General features: G+C 67.7%; 13 protein-coding genes. 5 read left to right on the forward strand and 8 right to left on the reverse strand.

Annotated features, from left to right (window positions below; translation table 11 throughout):
* Positions 1–1,317 (forward strand): cytochrome c (locus G3N97_RS29320; RefSeq protein ID WP_205996452.1); only part of this gene is annotated, 1,317 nt, incomplete at its 5' end.
* 52 nt (positions 1,318–1,369) lie between these two features.
* Positions 1,370–2,371 carry an XdhC family protein gene (locus tag G3N97_RS29325; protein WP_205996462.1) on the forward strand — a complete coding sequence of 334 codons (1,002 nt, stop codon included), beginning with the start codon at positions 1,370–1,372 and terminating at the stop codon, positions 2,369–2,371.
* A 51-nt stretch (positions 2,372–2,422) separates the two neighbouring features.
* Here the strand turns inward: G3N97_RS29325 and G3N97_RS29330 are convergent, their stop codons facing one another.
* Both G3N97_RS29330 and G3N97_RS29335 read right to left on the reverse strand, forming a co-directional pair.
* The gene (locus G3N97_RS29330) at positions 2,423–2,830 is read right to left on the reverse strand and encodes a DUF1801 domain-containing protein (RefSeq protein ID WP_205996453.1); all 408 of its coding nucleotides are present in this window, start codon (positions 2,828–2,830) and stop codon (positions 2,423–2,425) included.
* A gap of 81 nt (positions 2,831–2,911) precedes the next feature.
* On the reverse strand, positions 2,912–3,316 hold the full coding sequence (locus G3N97_RS29335) for a hypothetical protein (protein ID WP_205996454.1): 405 nt from the start codon (positions 3,314–3,316) through the stop codon (positions 2,912–2,914).
* Positions 3,317–3,739: 423 nt separating this feature from the next.
* On the opposite strand from G3N97_RS29335, the gene G3N97_RS29340 reads away from it, so the two are divergent.
* Both G3N97_RS29340 and G3N97_RS29345 read left to right on the forward strand, forming a co-directional pair.
* Positions 3,740–5,146: a CocE/NonD family hydrolase gene (locus G3N97_RS29340; protein WP_205996455.1), complete on the forward strand. Its 1,407-nt coding sequence runs from the start codon at positions 3,740–3,742 to the stop codon at positions 5,144–5,146.
* A 208-nt stretch (positions 5,147–5,354) separates the two neighbouring features.
* The gene (locus G3N97_RS29345; RefSeq protein ID WP_205996456.1) at positions 5,355–5,582 is read left to right on the forward strand and encodes a DUF3079 domain-containing protein; all 228 of its coding nucleotides are present in this window, start codon (positions 5,355–5,357) and stop codon (positions 5,580–5,582) included.
* A 50-nt stretch (positions 5,583–5,632) separates the two neighbouring features.
* Here G3N97_RS29345 and G3N97_RS29350 read toward each other — a convergent pair whose 3' ends face one another.
* The 3 genes from G3N97_RS29350 to G3N97_RS29360 all read right to left on the reverse strand — a co-directional run bounded on the left by G3N97_RS29350 (position 5,633) and on the right by G3N97_RS29360 (position 9,216).
* Positions 5,633–6,715 carry a DMT family transporter gene (locus G3N97_RS29350; protein ID WP_205996457.1) on the reverse strand — a complete coding sequence of 361 codons (1,083 nt, stop codon included), beginning with the start codon at positions 6,713–6,715 and terminating at the stop codon, positions 5,633–5,635.
* Positions 6,716–7,035: 320 nt separating this feature from the next.
* Positions 7,036–8,151: an alpha/beta hydrolase gene (locus tag G3N97_RS29355; RefSeq protein ID WP_241030902.1), complete on the reverse strand. Its 1,116-nt coding sequence runs from the start codon at positions 8,149–8,151 to the stop codon at positions 7,036–7,038.
* A gap of 150 nt (positions 8,152–8,301) precedes the next feature.
* A complete protein-coding gene (locus tag G3N97_RS29360; protein WP_205996458.1) occupies positions 8,302–9,216 on the reverse strand; it encodes a LysR substrate-binding domain-containing protein in 915 nt (304 codons plus the stop codon).
* Between the two features lie 146 nt (positions 9,217–9,362).
* Between G3N97_RS29360 and G3N97_RS29365 the strand changes: the two genes are divergently transcribed.
* Entirely contained in the window at positions 9,363–10,703 is a 1,341-nt protein-coding gene (locus G3N97_RS29365; protein ID WP_205996459.1) for an SGNH/GDSL hydrolase family protein, read from the forward strand.
* On the opposite strand, the gene G3N97_RS29370 is transcribed toward G3N97_RS29365, so the two are convergent.
* From G3N97_RS29370 to G3N97_RS29380, 3 genes are all read right to left on the reverse strand, one after another.
* The gene (locus G3N97_RS29370) at positions 10,680–11,051 is read right to left on the reverse strand and encodes a hypothetical protein (RefSeq protein ID WP_205996460.1); all 372 of its coding nucleotides are present in this window, start codon (positions 11,049–11,051) and stop codon (positions 10,680–10,682) included. The two genes, G3N97_RS29365 and G3N97_RS29370, sit on opposite strands and share 24 nt — an antisense overlap.
* 85 nt (positions 11,052–11,136) lie before the next feature.
* The gene (locus tag G3N97_RS29375) at positions 11,137–12,507 is read right to left on the reverse strand and encodes an ATP-binding protein (RefSeq protein WP_241030903.1); all 1,371 of its coding nucleotides are present in this window, start codon (positions 12,505–12,507) and stop codon (positions 11,137–11,139) included.
* Complete coding sequence (locus G3N97_RS29380) at positions 12,476–13,240, reverse strand: response regulator transcription factor (RefSeq protein ID WP_205996461.1); 765 nt, start codon at positions 13,238–13,240, stop codon at positions 12,476–12,478. The genes G3N97_RS29375 and G3N97_RS29380 overlap by 32 nt, the downstream gene beginning before the upstream one ends.
* Between the last annotated feature and the right edge of the window lie 332 nt (positions 13,241–13,572).

Consider the following 13,572-nt stretch of genomic DNA (forward strand, 5'->3'; position numbering starts at 1 on the left):
GGCGGCGTGGCGGGCGGGCTGATCGGCCTCGCGTGCTCGATGCTGCCCGGTCCTGCGTCCATCGCGCCGCTACCCGCAGGCGCGAACGCCGACGCCTCCGCATGGAGCGCCGCGATGCTCGAACGCGGGCGGCAGATCGCCATCGCGGGCGATTGCGCCGTGTGCCACACCGCGCCGGGCGGCGCGACCAACGCGGGTGGCTTCGCGCTGGAAACGCCGTTCGGCACCGTCTGGTCGACCAACATCACGCCCGATCGCGAGACCGGCATCGGCGCGTGGACCTACGAAGCGTTCGCGCGCGCGATGCGTCAGGGCATTGCGCGCGACGGCCGCCATCTGTATCCCGCGTTTCCGTACACGTCGTTCGCGCGCATGAGCGACGCCGACATGATGTCGCTCTACGCGTGGCTCATGTCGCAACCGGCCGTGAAGCAGGCCGCGCCCGAAACGAAGCTGCCGTTTCCGATGAATCAGCGCCGGCTCGTCGCGGGCTGGAACTGGCTCTTCCACGACGACGCGCAGTACGCGCCCGATCCGCAACGCTCGGCGCTCTGGAATCGCGGCAAATATCTCGTCGACGGCGCGGGCCATTGCGGCGCGTGCCACACGCCGCGCAACGCGCTCGGCGCGGAAAAGGGCGGCTTCGCCTATCTCGCGGGCGGCAGCGCCGAAGGCTGGGACGCGCCGTCGCTCGTGGCCACGCACGCGGGCACGAACAGCAAGGCCGGCAAAAGCGGCGCGCCCGTGCCGTGGACCGAAGACGCGCTGTTCGCCTATCTGCGCACGGGTTTTTCGCCGGAGCACGGCGTGGCGGCGGGGCCGATGGCGCCCGTCGTCGCGGGTCTCGCCGACTTGCCGGAATCGGACGTGCGCGCCATCGCGCATTACATCGCATCGCTCTCGCCGCCGGTCGAAGCGGCGGCCGCCGCGCACGCCGCCGCCGCACGCGCCTCAGGCGCGAATGCCGATGCGCTCACGACGCTCGGCTTCCAGAACGGCCAGCGCATGTTCGAAGCGGCGTGCGCGGTGTGTCACGCGGCCTCCGGCGGCGTGGGCCATTTCGGCGTGCGTCCGCTGATGGGCCTGAACACGAGCGTGAGCCACGCGAGCCCCGACAATCTGCTGCACGTGCTGATGAACGGCATCGATCAGCCCGCGACCGAAGGGCTCGGTTACATGCCCGGTTTCAAGGACAGTTTCGACGATCGCCAGATGGCCGAACTCGCGGGCTATATCCGCGCGCGTTATGCGCCGGACGAACCCGCGTGGCGCGATCTGGAAAGCGCGTCGGCGCGCGTGCGCGCGCAGACGCATTGAGCGGCGCGATCCTCATCGCGCGCAGTATCCCGTGACGGAGGCAGACGTGAGCATGCAGGACGCGGATCGCGAAGTGCTGGAAACGGCGGCGCGCTGGCTGGCGGCGGCCCGCACGGCGTGGCTCTACACGGTGGTGCGCACGTGGGGTTCGTCGCCGCGTCCGCTCGGCTCGCTGATGGCCTTGCGCGACGACGGCCACCTCGTCGGCTCGGTGTCGGGCGGCTGCATCGAGGACGATCTCGTCGAGCGTCTGCGTGCGCAAGGGCCGCCGCGCACGCGTGCATCGACGCTCGAATATGGACTGAGCGCCGACGAAGCGCATCGCTTCGGCCTGCCGTGCGGCGGCACGATGCGCCTCGCGTGCGAAACGCTCGGCGCGCACAGCCGGCTCGATGCGCTGCTCGCGGCGTTGCGCGAAGGGCAGTTGATGCGCCGCACGCTCGACATGCGCAGCGGCGCGGTGACGCTCGTGCGCGTGCAGTCGCACACGCAGTCAGACACGGACGCATTCAGCTTCGACGGCGAGCGTCTGACCACGGTGCACGGGCCGTCGTGGCGCCTGTTGCTGATCGGCGCGGGACAGTTGAGCGAATACGTGGCGACGATGGCGCTGCCGCTCGGCTATGCGGTGACGGTCTGCGATCCGCGCGAATCGTATCTCGACGACTGGCGCGTGGCCAGCGTCGCGCGCGTGCGCACGATGCCCGACGACACGGTGCTCGCCATGCGCCCTGACGCGCGCATGGCCGTGATCGCGCTCACGCACGATCCCAAGCTCGACGACCTCGCGCTGATGGAAGCGTTGATGACGCCCGCGTTCTACGTCGGCGCGATCGGTTCGCGGCGCAACAGCGCGGCGCGCCGCGAGCGCCTGCAACTGTTCGGCGTGACGCAGGCGGCGCTCGACACGCTGCACGCGCCGGTCGGTTTGTATCTCGGCGGCAGCACGCCGCCCGAAATCGCGCTGTCGATCGTCGCCGATCTCACGGCGCGTCGGCATCGCGTGCCGGTCGATCGGCTGGCGGATGTGGAGGCGGGCAAGGCGCTGGCTTGAGCGACGCGCGAACGTTTTCACGCGTAGTCGCGTGCCGTCACTCGCACTGCGTTACGCGCCCTTTGCCTTCGCGTTCTTCTTCAAATGCGCGCGGTTGTATTCGATGGCGGCGCGCACGAGCCGCTTGAGCGCGCGGGCGTCGACCTTGTCGCCTTCGGCATAGTCGATGGCGCGCCGCGCGTTGCCTTCGAGTCCCGCATTGAACAGGCCGTCCGGGTCGGCGAGGCCCGCGCCGTGCGCGAACGTCACCTTCACCTTGCCCTTGTGCGCGTTCGCGACTGCGATGAGTCCGTCGCACGACCAGGTCGGACTGCCCATCCATTTCCATTCTTCGACGATGGCCGCGTCGGCGCTGCGCATGCACTCGCGCACGGCGGCGAGCGTGGCGCCGCGCCAGTCGTCGATGCCGGCGATCAGTTCGTCGATGCGGGCGGAGGGATTCGTCGGCGTGGTGGTCATCGCGTGCGGTCCTCGGGCGGATGGAGGTGCCAGTATGCCGCGAATCGCGGTGTCGGTGCGTCTGTTCGCTGTGGTCGCGCGTTACCGCTTGCGCCGGGTTTTACGGCGCGGCGCAACATACGTGGCCGCCGCGACGGTCGAGGCGGCCGTCAGCAGAATCAGGCTGCCCGCGATGAACGGCGCAAGCTGCGCATGCACGACGTCGGGCATCGGCGGCCCGGCGAGTCGTTCGACGCCATAGAGCACGGTCGGAATTTCCCACAGCAGAAACAGCGCGAGGCAATGCACGGCATAGGCCTTGAGCGGCGCGCGGCTCATCAGATAGAGCGAGAACGTGGCGAGCACGATCACGGTCGTGTCGCCCCAATGATGCAGCCGATACCAGTCGGGCAGCCAGTCGATAGCGCCGACGACGCGCAAGCCGAGCAGCCACGTCACGGTGTTGCCCGAAGCGAGGGCGAGGGCGGTTAGAAGCGGGGCCTTCATCGGGCGAATGCGCGAGCGCGGAAATACGAAAAGGCGACGATGTTAGCGGTTCGGTGCGCTCGCCGCCAGCGTAGTCAGCATCGCAACGCAGATAAAGTTGTTAATGCAACTAACGAAGTCAATGTGCTTGAATAAACGCACCTAACGCTACGTTGGATGAGCTCGCCTGTCCGTATCGGCGACGATTCATCGGATGGAAAAGTAATCTGGATGCCGAAATAAATTCGATGGGCGTCACCGTTGTTATGTCCTTGTAACCTGGCGCTGTCCTGGCGTCGTTCAAACGATTCGCTTCACGCGCTCAAGTTTTCCGCGAACGTGCCGTAGAGCACGGCGTAGCGGCGCGCGGGCTGAAGGATGGCGAGGATGAAAGCGATGCGTCCAGCAGCGCCGCGCGCAGCCTGTTATCGAACCCGATCCCCCATGACGTCACGCCTGAAATTTACGGTTTCCCTCGTTCTGATGGCTTTCGTTTGTCTTGCGACGCTGGCGCACGCCGCGTTGCCGATCTACGACCCGGACGTCGAGCCCGCCGCGCCGCTCAACGAAAAGATCCTGCGCGTGCCCGTGCAGGCTTCGCCGCGCGTCAATCTCGAAGTGACCGTGTATATGCCCGCGCAGGGCGGCCCGTTTCCGCTTGCGCTCGTCAATCACGGCGCGTCCGACGATCCGCCGAATGCGCCGCGCGTCGCCGATCAGTTCATCCCGTGGTATTTCCTGTCGCGCGGCTACGCCGTCGCCATGCCGATGATGCGCGGCTTCGCGCAATCGGGCGGCCATATGACGCCGCACGGCTGCAACGTGCTCGCGATCGGCGCGGATGCCGCGAGCGATATCCGCAAGGTGCTCGACGTCGTCAAGACGCTGCCGGGCGTGGACGCGACGCGCATCGTCGTCGCGGGCAAGAGCATGGGCGGCTGGAACACGCTGGTGTTCGGCGCGGCGAATCCGCCCGACGTGAAAGGCCTGCTCAATTTCGCGGGCGGCGTGAAAGAGAGCGATTGCAGCCAGCCCGACGCGAGCCTGATCGCGAGCGCGGCCGAACTCGGCGCGCGCACGCGGCTACCGTCGATCTGGTTCTACGGCGACAACGATCAGATCTTTTCGAGCGCGACGTGGCACGGCATGTTCAGCCGCTACACGGCGGCGGGCGCGCGCGCCGAACTCGTCGATTACGGCGCGTTCCAGAAAGACGCGCACGCGATGACGGCCTCGGGCGCGGGCCTGCCGCTGTGGGTCGAAAAAGCCGATGCGTTTCTCGCGGGCATCGGTCTGCCGGGCCGCGAAGTCGCGCCCGAATATTTGCCGCGCGCGGCGCCGCGGCCGAGCGGTTACGCGTCGCTCGACGATCTGGCGGCCGTGCCGTTCCTGAGCGCGCAGCAGAAGGCGAAGATCTACGCGGGGTTTCTGGCGGCGCCGCTGCCGCGCGCGCTGGCGATCGGCAGCACGGATGCGATCTGGGCGTCGGGCGGTTTCGATCCGGCGCGCACGGCGCTGGCGCGCTGCTGGCAGACCTCGCAGTACTGCCAGATCTATGCGATCGACAAGACCGTGGTCTGGCCGCGCCAGCCGGATGCGCCGCCGCGCACGCAGTTCGCCGCGCTGCAGAACGTGAACGCGGTGCCGTTTCTGCAGCCGGCCGGACGGCGCGCGTATCAGCAATATCTGGCGACGGTCCGTCCGCGTGCGTTCGCGATTGCGCCGGACGGCGCGTGGGGTGCGGCCTCGGGCGTCGATGCGATCAGCGAAGCGCTGGTGCGATGCGGCAACGGCCACGAAGGCTGCCGGATCTATTCGGTCGATGGCGACGTGGTCTGGGCGGGGAAGTGATCGTCGCGTCAAAGTGCAACTAACTGCCAGTCCCGTCACGCTCAGCCGAGTCGGGCGCGCGTGGCGCGGTTATGTTCCACGCGTCGTTTTCGATCTTGTTATTCAGGGCGGAATCGGCGAGAGCATACTGCGGCAATGCGTCTCTGGAGTGGTTTTGCAGGCGGACTATATTGATTTTTATAGCGTCTGGATTGTTTCACGCACCGTCATGGCCAGGAAATTCCCGCTGCATCCTTCGCATCCCGAGCGCGTCTGCTGGGGTTGCGATCGCTATTGCCCCGCCGCGTCGCTCAGTTGCGGCAACGGCTCCAGCCGCACTCAGCATCCCGTCGAATTGCTCGGCGACGACTGGCTCGAATACGGCGATTGGGGCTTCGATACGTCGGACGAGTCGTCTGCAAGTCCATCCACCTTCGAAACCGCCGCTTCGCGCTGAATCTCAATCGCCCGCTCTGGCTGATTGCGCGCGATTTCACGCGTGTGCGCTCAATGCGAATGCCGGTGATGCACGTCGGGGAAATGCGCGTGCGAGTGCGTGAGCGGCAGATGCCGGTGCGCGTGCGTATGCGGCTCGGTGCCGTCCCAGTCGAAATCGTGATCGTGCTGATGATGCGCATCGTGACGATGCCGATGCGTGTGATCGAGCGTGTCGTGCGTGTGTTCGTGCTCGTGACGCTCGCGCACGTGCAGCCAGACGCCGAACGCCATCAGCGCGAGCGCGAGCCAGAACGTGACGGCGGGGCGCTCGGGCCAGATGCCCAGCGAGAGCGCGACGCCGAACAGCGGCGCCACCGAAAAATACGCGCCGGTGCGCGCCGAGCCGAGATTGCGCAGCGCCACCACGAACAGCACGAGACTCACGCCGTAGCCCGCGAAACCGACGGCCATCGCGCCCGCGACGCGCGTGGCGTCGGGCCAGTGCGCGCCGAGCCAGAACGCCACGCCCAGATTCACCGGACCCGCTACAAGGCCCTTGATGCACGCGATGGTCATCGCGTCGTTGGCGGAGACCTTGCGCGTCAGATTATTGTCGATGGCCCAGCACAGGCAGGCCGCCGCCACGAACAGCGCGCCGGGCGCGACGCCCGACGAACCCGCTGCATGCGCGCCCGATCCGTTCCACGACAGCAGCACGCCGCCCGCGACGATGGCGGCCATGCCGAGCGCGATCTGCGTATCGAAGTTCTCGCGAAAGCACAGCCAGGCGATCAGCGCCGTGAGCACGCCTTCGAGATTGAGCAGCAGCGAACTCGTGGCGGCAGGCGTGCTGACGAGCCCGAGCATCAGCAGCGCCGGTCCGGCCACGCCGCCCGCGGCAATCGCGCCCGCGAGCCACGGCAGTTCGGCGAGACGCAGCGGGGCGTGCTCGGCACGGCGCTGGCGGCTGAGACGACTCAAGCGGCGCACCAGCATCGCAACGCCCAGACCCGCGCCGCTGCCGAGATAGAAGAGGCCCGCTACCATGAACGGCGGCATGGCGCCGAGCAGCGCCTTGGCGAGCGGCGTGGCGGCGCCGAACAGCGCTGCGGCGAACAGCGCCGTGGCAATGGCGCGATGATGCGGTTTCATGGTCGGGCGAAGGGCGGAGCAAGCGGTGCCGTGCTTGTTCGTCCAGTCGAACGTGCGCGGCGGGACGGGAATTATCGCGCGAATTGCGGGGGCGTTGCGTATCGTGGGGGCTTCCGGTTACAGGCCGACGGATACGCCATGCCGGGAGATCGCGAAGCGCGCCGGGTTGCGTCGCGCGCGGATCGCGTTCGCGCACAACGCATGCTCAGACGCGTTGGCTATGCGTTAGCGACACCACTCGAGCCCGTTGCCGAGCACCGAGGAGAAGATCGCGCGACGGACCATCGCGGGAGAGAGCGACGACGGATTCGGGCTCATCGTCATTGCGCGCACCCCGCCGTGTCGAACATCGCGGCGAGCGCGCACGCGGATGTCAGCATGCGCGCGCCGTTGTGACCGACGCCCGGCACCACATGCAGCGTCTGGTCGAGCCCTTGCGGATGGCGCGCCTGCAGATAGCGGAAGTATGCCTGCGCGCGCGCGACGCGCTGCGGGCCTTGCGCCTCGGCGGGACAACTGCGGTCGAGCGCTTTCTGTCGCGGATCGTCGTCGTTGCCGCCGACCAGATAGGTCACGCGACGCCGCGCGTAGGCGGCTTCGAGTTGCGCGGGCGTGCGGTCGGCGAGATAGGCGGGGCGCTGCTGCATGCCGTATTTCCAGCTGTCGAAGTCGGGGCACGCCTGGGCGTCGACGGGCGCGGGGCGTTCGGCGTCGAAGTACGCATACGACGACGGGCTCGACACGACATAGCGCACGTCGATGCCCGCCTGCGCGAGCGCGCCGACGTCGCGCGCCGCGATGGCGTAGCGCTGCACGACCTGGCCGCCGCCCGAGTGGCCCGCGAAGATCACGTGGCGCAGGTTGGGAAAGCGCGTGCGGTCGGCGAGCCGGGCGACGATCGCGTCGAGCACCGCGTACGAACTCACGGCTTGCGGCGCGACGGCGGCGTCGCCGGCCATCCAGCCGTTGGCGTCCCAGCGCAGCAGATCGGCGGGTTCGTCGCGGCCCGCGAGGTCCAGCGTCGCGAGGAATTGCGGCGCGATCAGGAGCGTGCCCGATTTACCCACACCCGTGTCCGCGCCCTCGGCAGCGGCGGCGTCGCGCGCGGTTTCGGCGCTGTGGAAATAGGTATCGGCGTTGCGCAGCTTGCCGTGAATCACGATGATCGCGCGCGTCACGCCGGGCTGCGGGCGGTCCCAGTCGCGCGAGACGTAGAGCGCGAATTCGGCGGGACCGTTGGGCGTGTCGATGCGCATGCGCGTAGCCGAAATGTGCGAGACGGGACGCAGATGCGGCGAGTCGACGTGCGCGGCATCGGCGAGCGCGGCGTGTGCCGGTGCGCCGACGCACGCGAGCGTCATGGCGATGACCGATGCCGTCAGCGACGCCATGCGCGCGAACGCCGTACGCGATGGCCTTTCGGGATTGCGTGTCATGCGTACCACTCCATCAAACGGATGTGTGCGAGGCGTTCAGGCATCGATCCGTGTTTGCGGAAATCGTGACGGGCCAGATTTCCGGTTACTGCTTTGCAGTAGATCGAAATCCGGCGCACGGTGCATGCAGCACGCGAGCAGGAACGTGCCCTACAGCGGCGCGCCGGTATCGACGTGCGCCACCAGAAAATCCAGAAACGCACGCACGCGCAAGGGCATATAACCGCCCTGACCGACATAGACCGCGTGAATATCCTCGATATCGCCGGGATTGCAGTCTTCGAGCACCGGCAGCAAACGCCCATCGGCGATATCGCGCTGGACCTGAAACGCCGCCATGCGCGCGAGGCCCAGACCGGCCAGCGCGAGCTGACGCAACGCTTCGCCGTCGCTCGCCTGCGCGTTGCCGGACACCGGCACCACGATGTCCTCGCCCGCGTGCCGCAGCGGCCAGCCCGAACTCGCCCGCACATAGTTCGCGCCGAGGCGATTGTGTGCGAGCAGTTGCTCCGGCGTAACGGGCGTGCCGTGGCGCGCCAGATAAGCCGGCGCGCCGACGATCAGCATCCGCGTCTCGCCGAGCTTGCGCGCGACGAGGTTGGAACTCTTGAGCGGTCCCGCGCGAACGGCCACATCGGTGCGTTGTTCGAGGATGTCGATCACTTCGTCGGTCAGCACGATATCGAGCGTCACGTCGGGATGAAGCGCGAGGAAGGCGGGCGCGAGCGGCAGCAGGAAGTGATGACCGAACGGCACGTTGGCGTTCACGCGCAGGCGTCCGCGCGGGAGCGTGTTTTCGCTCGCGCAGCGCTCGGCTTCTTCGAGGTCGGAGAGAATGCGCACGCCGCGTTCGTAGAACGCGCAGCCCTCGGGCGTCAGTTGCAACTGGCGGGTCGAACGATTCACCAGACGCGTGCCGAGTCGCTGCTCCAGCCGCGCGATCAGCTTGCTGACCGCCGAAGGCGTCATGCCGAAAGCGCGTGCGGCGGCGGAGAAGCCGCCCGATTCGATGACGCGCACGAACACTTCCAGTTCGCCGGACCGGTTGATTTCCAGACGAGCCATGCCGTTTCCTCAGTTATCCGCGCGGTGAGTTCTGCTGTGACTTCTGCTGTGACTTCATCTCACAGATCCTTGTCCTCTGGCCAGTCTATGCCAGTTTGGTCTTTGAATTCATCATTAGCCGACACATCGCTCTTGAATTCACTGACATGACGATACCCCAAACCTCACGCATCAAGCGCTCCGCCTTGCTGGCCGTGGCCCTGGCGGCCGGCAGCGCCGCATCCGCCGCATCTTCCGCGCCGACGACAACCGACCGCTCCCACTGGGTAGCGAGCTGGCAAGCCAGCCCGCAGCCGGTCTGGGGAGCGGATTTCCTGTTTCCCGCCAATGTCCCGCCGCTATTGCGCGACCAGACCGTGCGCCAGGTGGCGCGCGTGAGCATGGGCGGCGGACGCCTGCGCATCGTGCTCGGTAACGCTTATGGCCGCGAGTCCGTGACCATCGGCAAGGCGACGGTGGCGTGGGCGGGGCAGAGCGGCGACGTGATCGGCGGCAGCGTGCGGACGGTGACGTTTGGCGGGCGGGAAGCGGCGAGCGTGCTGGCCGGCGCGTCGCTGGTCAGCGATCCGGTGGCGCTGCCGGTGTCGGCGCTGACGCGCGTGGCGGTGAGCGTCTATCTGCCCGATGCCACGCCGGTCGACACGTTCCACTGGGACGGCAGGCAGACCGCCTGGATCGTGCCGGGCGACCAGAGCGCGGCGCTGACGCTGAAGTCAACGAACGCGGACGGCGTTGCGCAGACCACCACGGCGCGCCCGCTCCTCACGGGTATCGACGTCGAGACGGAACACGCGGCGCCAGCCGTGGTGGTGATCGGCGACTCGATCACCGACGGCGCGGCCGCAAGCCTCGACACGGACAGCCGCTGGCCCGACTTCCTGGCCGCGCGTCTCGCGCCCTACGGCGTGGCGGTCGTGAACGCGGGCATCTCCGGCGCGCGTCTGCTTGCCGATGGCATGGGCGTCAGCGCCCTGGCGCGGCTCGATCGGGACGTGGTGGCGCAACCCGGCGCGCGCAGTGTCATCGTGATGCTCGGCATCAACGATATCGCGTGGCCCGGGACCGCTTTCGCGCGGAACGCGCGCCGTCCCACGCTCGACGAACTGAGCGCCGGGTATCGGCAACTGGTCGCGCAGGCGCATCGGCATGGCCTGCGCGTGATCGGCGCCACGCTCACGCCGTTCGCAGGCGCGCTGCCCGGCACACCGCTCGACGACTACTACGACACGGAGAAAGACGCGCTACGCCAGCGCGTGAACGACTGGATCCGCCACGGCGGCGTGTTCGATGCGGTGATCGACTTCGACGCCGCCTTGCGCGATCCCCGTCATCCGGAGCGGCTGGCCGCGCCATACGATTCCGGCGACCATTTGCATCCGGGCGATGCGGGCAACCGCGCCATGGCCGCGTTGGTCGATCTCGATGCGTTGATGCCAGGCGTGCTCAACCCGCAGCGCGATCCATCACTCGCGACGCAAGGCGAATGATCCGAGATCGTCAAGATGCCTAAGCAATGCCTCGACGTCGTTCGGTGCATGAGCGAAACCTTCGGCTTCGCCGTCCCGCAGACTGATCTTGCGGCTGGCATGTCCGTGAAGCCAGCCGCACAGCCCCGCACCGAGCACCGGCCATACCGCCTGGCTCGCCGGCAGCGCGAACTGCAGCGCGGTCGACGGCGCCTGGCCGTCGCGGGGCGGGCTTTGAGGCGCGGGCGTCAATCCGGTTCCGCCGTCCAGCCGGATCGTTCGCGCCGCGCGCCGCGCGTCGTAGAGAAACGCGAGCGCCGCTTCATGGCTGGCAGGGTGCAACACCAGATGAACGAGTTTCGTATCCACTTCGCTGGCTCGTCAATGCAGGGTTGAGAACAGGGGATCGACAGCGGTCTTCGCGCCGGCGCGCGAGCGTCGCTGCACCCGACACTCAAAACTCCACGGCATGCCGGAGCTGGACGCGCGCGGTCAGACCCGAAGGACGGCGATTGAAGAGCGTGAGATGGCCGTCATGCGCGCGCACGATGTCGCGCACGATCGCGAGTCCGAGCCCGACGCTGCCCGGCTGGCTGCCGCGCGACGGATCGAGACGCACGAACGGTTCGAGCACGTCGCGCAGCCGCGTTTCGGGAATGCCCGGGCCGTCGTCGCTGACGTCGATGAGAATCGTGTCGTCGCGCACCGAGGCCACGACCACCACGGTCTCGCCGAATCGCAAGGCGTTGTCGATCAGATTCGCCATCACGCGCTGCATGCCGTCCGGGCGGCAGAAGTAGCGGATCTGGCGCGGTCCGTCATAACGGATCGCCGCGCCCGCTTCCTCGTACTCGTCGCACACGGTCGCGATCAACGCGCTCAGATCGAGCCATTCCTTGTTTTCGTTGTCGTTGCCCGTATTCAGATACGACAGCGCCGAGGACACCATCGTCTGCATCAGGTCGATGTCCTTGCGCACTTTGTCGCGCATGGACGGGCTTTCGTTGGTGTCGATCTGCAGACGCATGCGCGTGAGCGGCGTACGCAGATCGTGGCTCACCGCCGCGAGCATGCGCGTGCGGTTGTGCAGCGACTGCGTGATGCGCTCCTGCATCAGGTTGAACGCATGCGCGGCGCGGCGGATTTCGAGCGGCCCTTCTTCCTCGATCGGCGCGAGCGCGATGTCGCGGCCGAATGCATCGGCCTTGTCGGCGAGACGGCGCAGCGGACGCACCACCAGCGACACGGCCCACACCGACATGCCGAGCACGCCGACGCACATGAACAGAATCGCGCCATAGAACGGGAAGCGCAGGCGCGGCGGCTCGGGGCCGATGTGCTGCGTGCGGACTTCGAGTTGCGCGTCGTCGCCGGGCAGTTTGACGAGCACCTGGATCGTGCCGCCGGGATCGGTCTTGTCGCAGGAATGCACGCTGACCGTCGCGCCGATGTCGCGCAGTTCGTCGCGCAGCGTGTGATACAGCTCGCCGTTGTCGAGCGTGTTGACGGTGCAGCGCGCGGGCGTGGTCGTCATGCCGAGCACGTAGTCGGGTGTCTGCATGACGGCCGCCGTGCGTGGACGCGCATCGACGGGCAGACGCGCGAGCACGCGCGCGAAGTTCGCGATGCGGAAGGTCGGCTGCCACGGCCACGGCGGTTTGGGCGGCCCGCTCGGGTTGAGCAGCAGCAGTGTGAAGAGCGCGAACGTGACGCTCGACGAGCACACGATGATCGCGAGAATCTGGCCGAGCGTGGTGGAGAAGAAGGAGAAGAAACGGCGCATCACGCGTGCATCACTCGAAAACGACGTCGAGCTGGAAGGCATAGCCGTCCGCGCGCACGGTGCGTATGGTTTCGTCGAGCGGATCGTCGCCGCTGAGCTTGCGGCGCAGGCGGCTCACGAGCAGATCGATCGAGCGCGCGGCGATCGGGAAATCCTTGCCGCGCGTGAGGGCGATCAGCTGTTCGCGCGAGAGCACCTGGCGCGCGTGGCGGCAGAACACGAGCAGCAGGTCGGTTTCCGCGCCCGTGAGCGGAATGCGCAGGCCCGTGGGCGAGCGCACGAAACGCCGGTACGGATAGAACGTGTGCCCCGCGAACGCAGCCACGAGTTCGGCGCCGGGGTCGCGCGCGGCGTCGCCGGGCGCGGCGTTCTGCGCGGTCTGGGCGGGCTGGGCGGGCTCCGCGCCGCTCGGCGGACGCCGCAGGGCGGAGCGGATGCGCGCGAGCAGTTCGCGCAGATCGAAGGGCTTGGAGACGTAGTCGTCGGCGCCGAGTTCGAGGCCGATCACCTTGTCGGTCGTATCGACGAGCGCGGTCAGCATGATGATGCGCGGACCGCCCGAGGCGCGCAGACGGCGGCACAGCTCCAGCCCGTCCATGCCCGGCAACATCACGTCGAGCAACACCAGCTCGACGCTCTCCTGCGCGAGCATCGCGAGACCCTGTTCGGCGCTCCCGGCGACCCGCGTGCGATAGCCTTTGCCGCTCAGGAATTGAGCCAGCGGCGCACTGATGTCGGGGTCGTCTTCGACGATGAGAATGGGAATGTTGTTCAAGGGAGGGCGGCAGCGATGAGGCGCGTGGAGTTCGCTTTCATTGTCCGATAATTCGCTGACGATCGGGCTGCATATCGTGTGTCAATCTGGCTACATTGTGTTGATTCCATTAAAAATCAACAAGATATGAGCGTCATGCCGTATCGTTCGCGGCTTCATTCACGTATTGCGAACGGCATGGACAAGCGCGTAGAGCCCCCTCGAGCACCCGATGAAACCCCCGTGCGCGAACCGCACGAAACACGCTCGGAGCGGCGTCGCCGCGTCTGGCCGTGGGCGCTGCTGCTGCTCGGCGTCGCCGCGGGCGCGCTGTTCGCGCTGCGTCCCCACGC

The organism is Paraburkholderia sp. Ac-20347 (assembly GCF_017104805.1).
GTDB classification, from domain to species: Bacteria; Pseudomonadota; Gammaproteobacteria; order Burkholderiales; family Burkholderiaceae; genus Paraburkholderia; species Paraburkholderia tropica.

Bases quoted from the DNA above. Each gene is read 5' to 3' on its own strand.
- G3N97_RS29365 (WP_205996459.1), top strand. From the start codon at position 9,363: ATGACGATACCCCAAACCTCACGCATCAAGCGCTCCGCCTTGCTGGCC.
- G3N97_RS29340 (WP_205996455.1), top strand. From the start codon at position 3,740: ATGACGTCACGCCTGAAATTTACGGTTTCCCTCGTTCTGATGGCTTTC.
- G3N97_RS29325 (WP_205996462.1), top strand. From the start codon at position 1,370: ATGCAGGACGCGGATCGCGAAGTGCTGGAAACGGCGGCGCGCTGGCTG.
- G3N97_RS29355 (WP_241030902.1), bottom strand. From the start codon at position 8,151: ATGACACGCAATCCCGAAAGGCCATCGCGTACGGCGTTCGCGCGCATG.
- G3N97_RS29330 (WP_205996453.1), bottom strand. From the start codon at position 2,830: ATGACCACCACGCCGACGAATCCCTCCGCCCGCATCGACGAACTGATC.
- G3N97_RS29360 (WP_205996458.1), bottom strand. From the start codon at position 9,216: ATGGCTCGTCTGGAAATCAACCGGTCCGGCGAACTGGAAGTGTTCGTG.
- G3N97_RS29375 (WP_241030903.1), bottom strand. From the start codon at position 12,507: ATGCCTTCCAGCTCGACGTCGTTTTCGAGTGATGCACGCGTGATGCGC.
- G3N97_RS29335 (WP_205996454.1), bottom strand. From the start codon at position 3,316: ATGAAGGCCCCGCTTCTAACCGCCCTCGCCCTCGCTTCGGGCAACACC.
- G3N97_RS29345 (WP_205996456.1), top strand. From the start codon at position 5,355: ATGGCCAGGAAATTCCCGCTGCATCCTTCGCATCCCGAGCGCGTCTGC.
- G3N97_RS29350 (WP_205996457.1), bottom strand. From the start codon at position 6,715: ATGAAACCGCATCATCGCGCCATTGCCACGGCGCTGTTCGCCGCAGCG.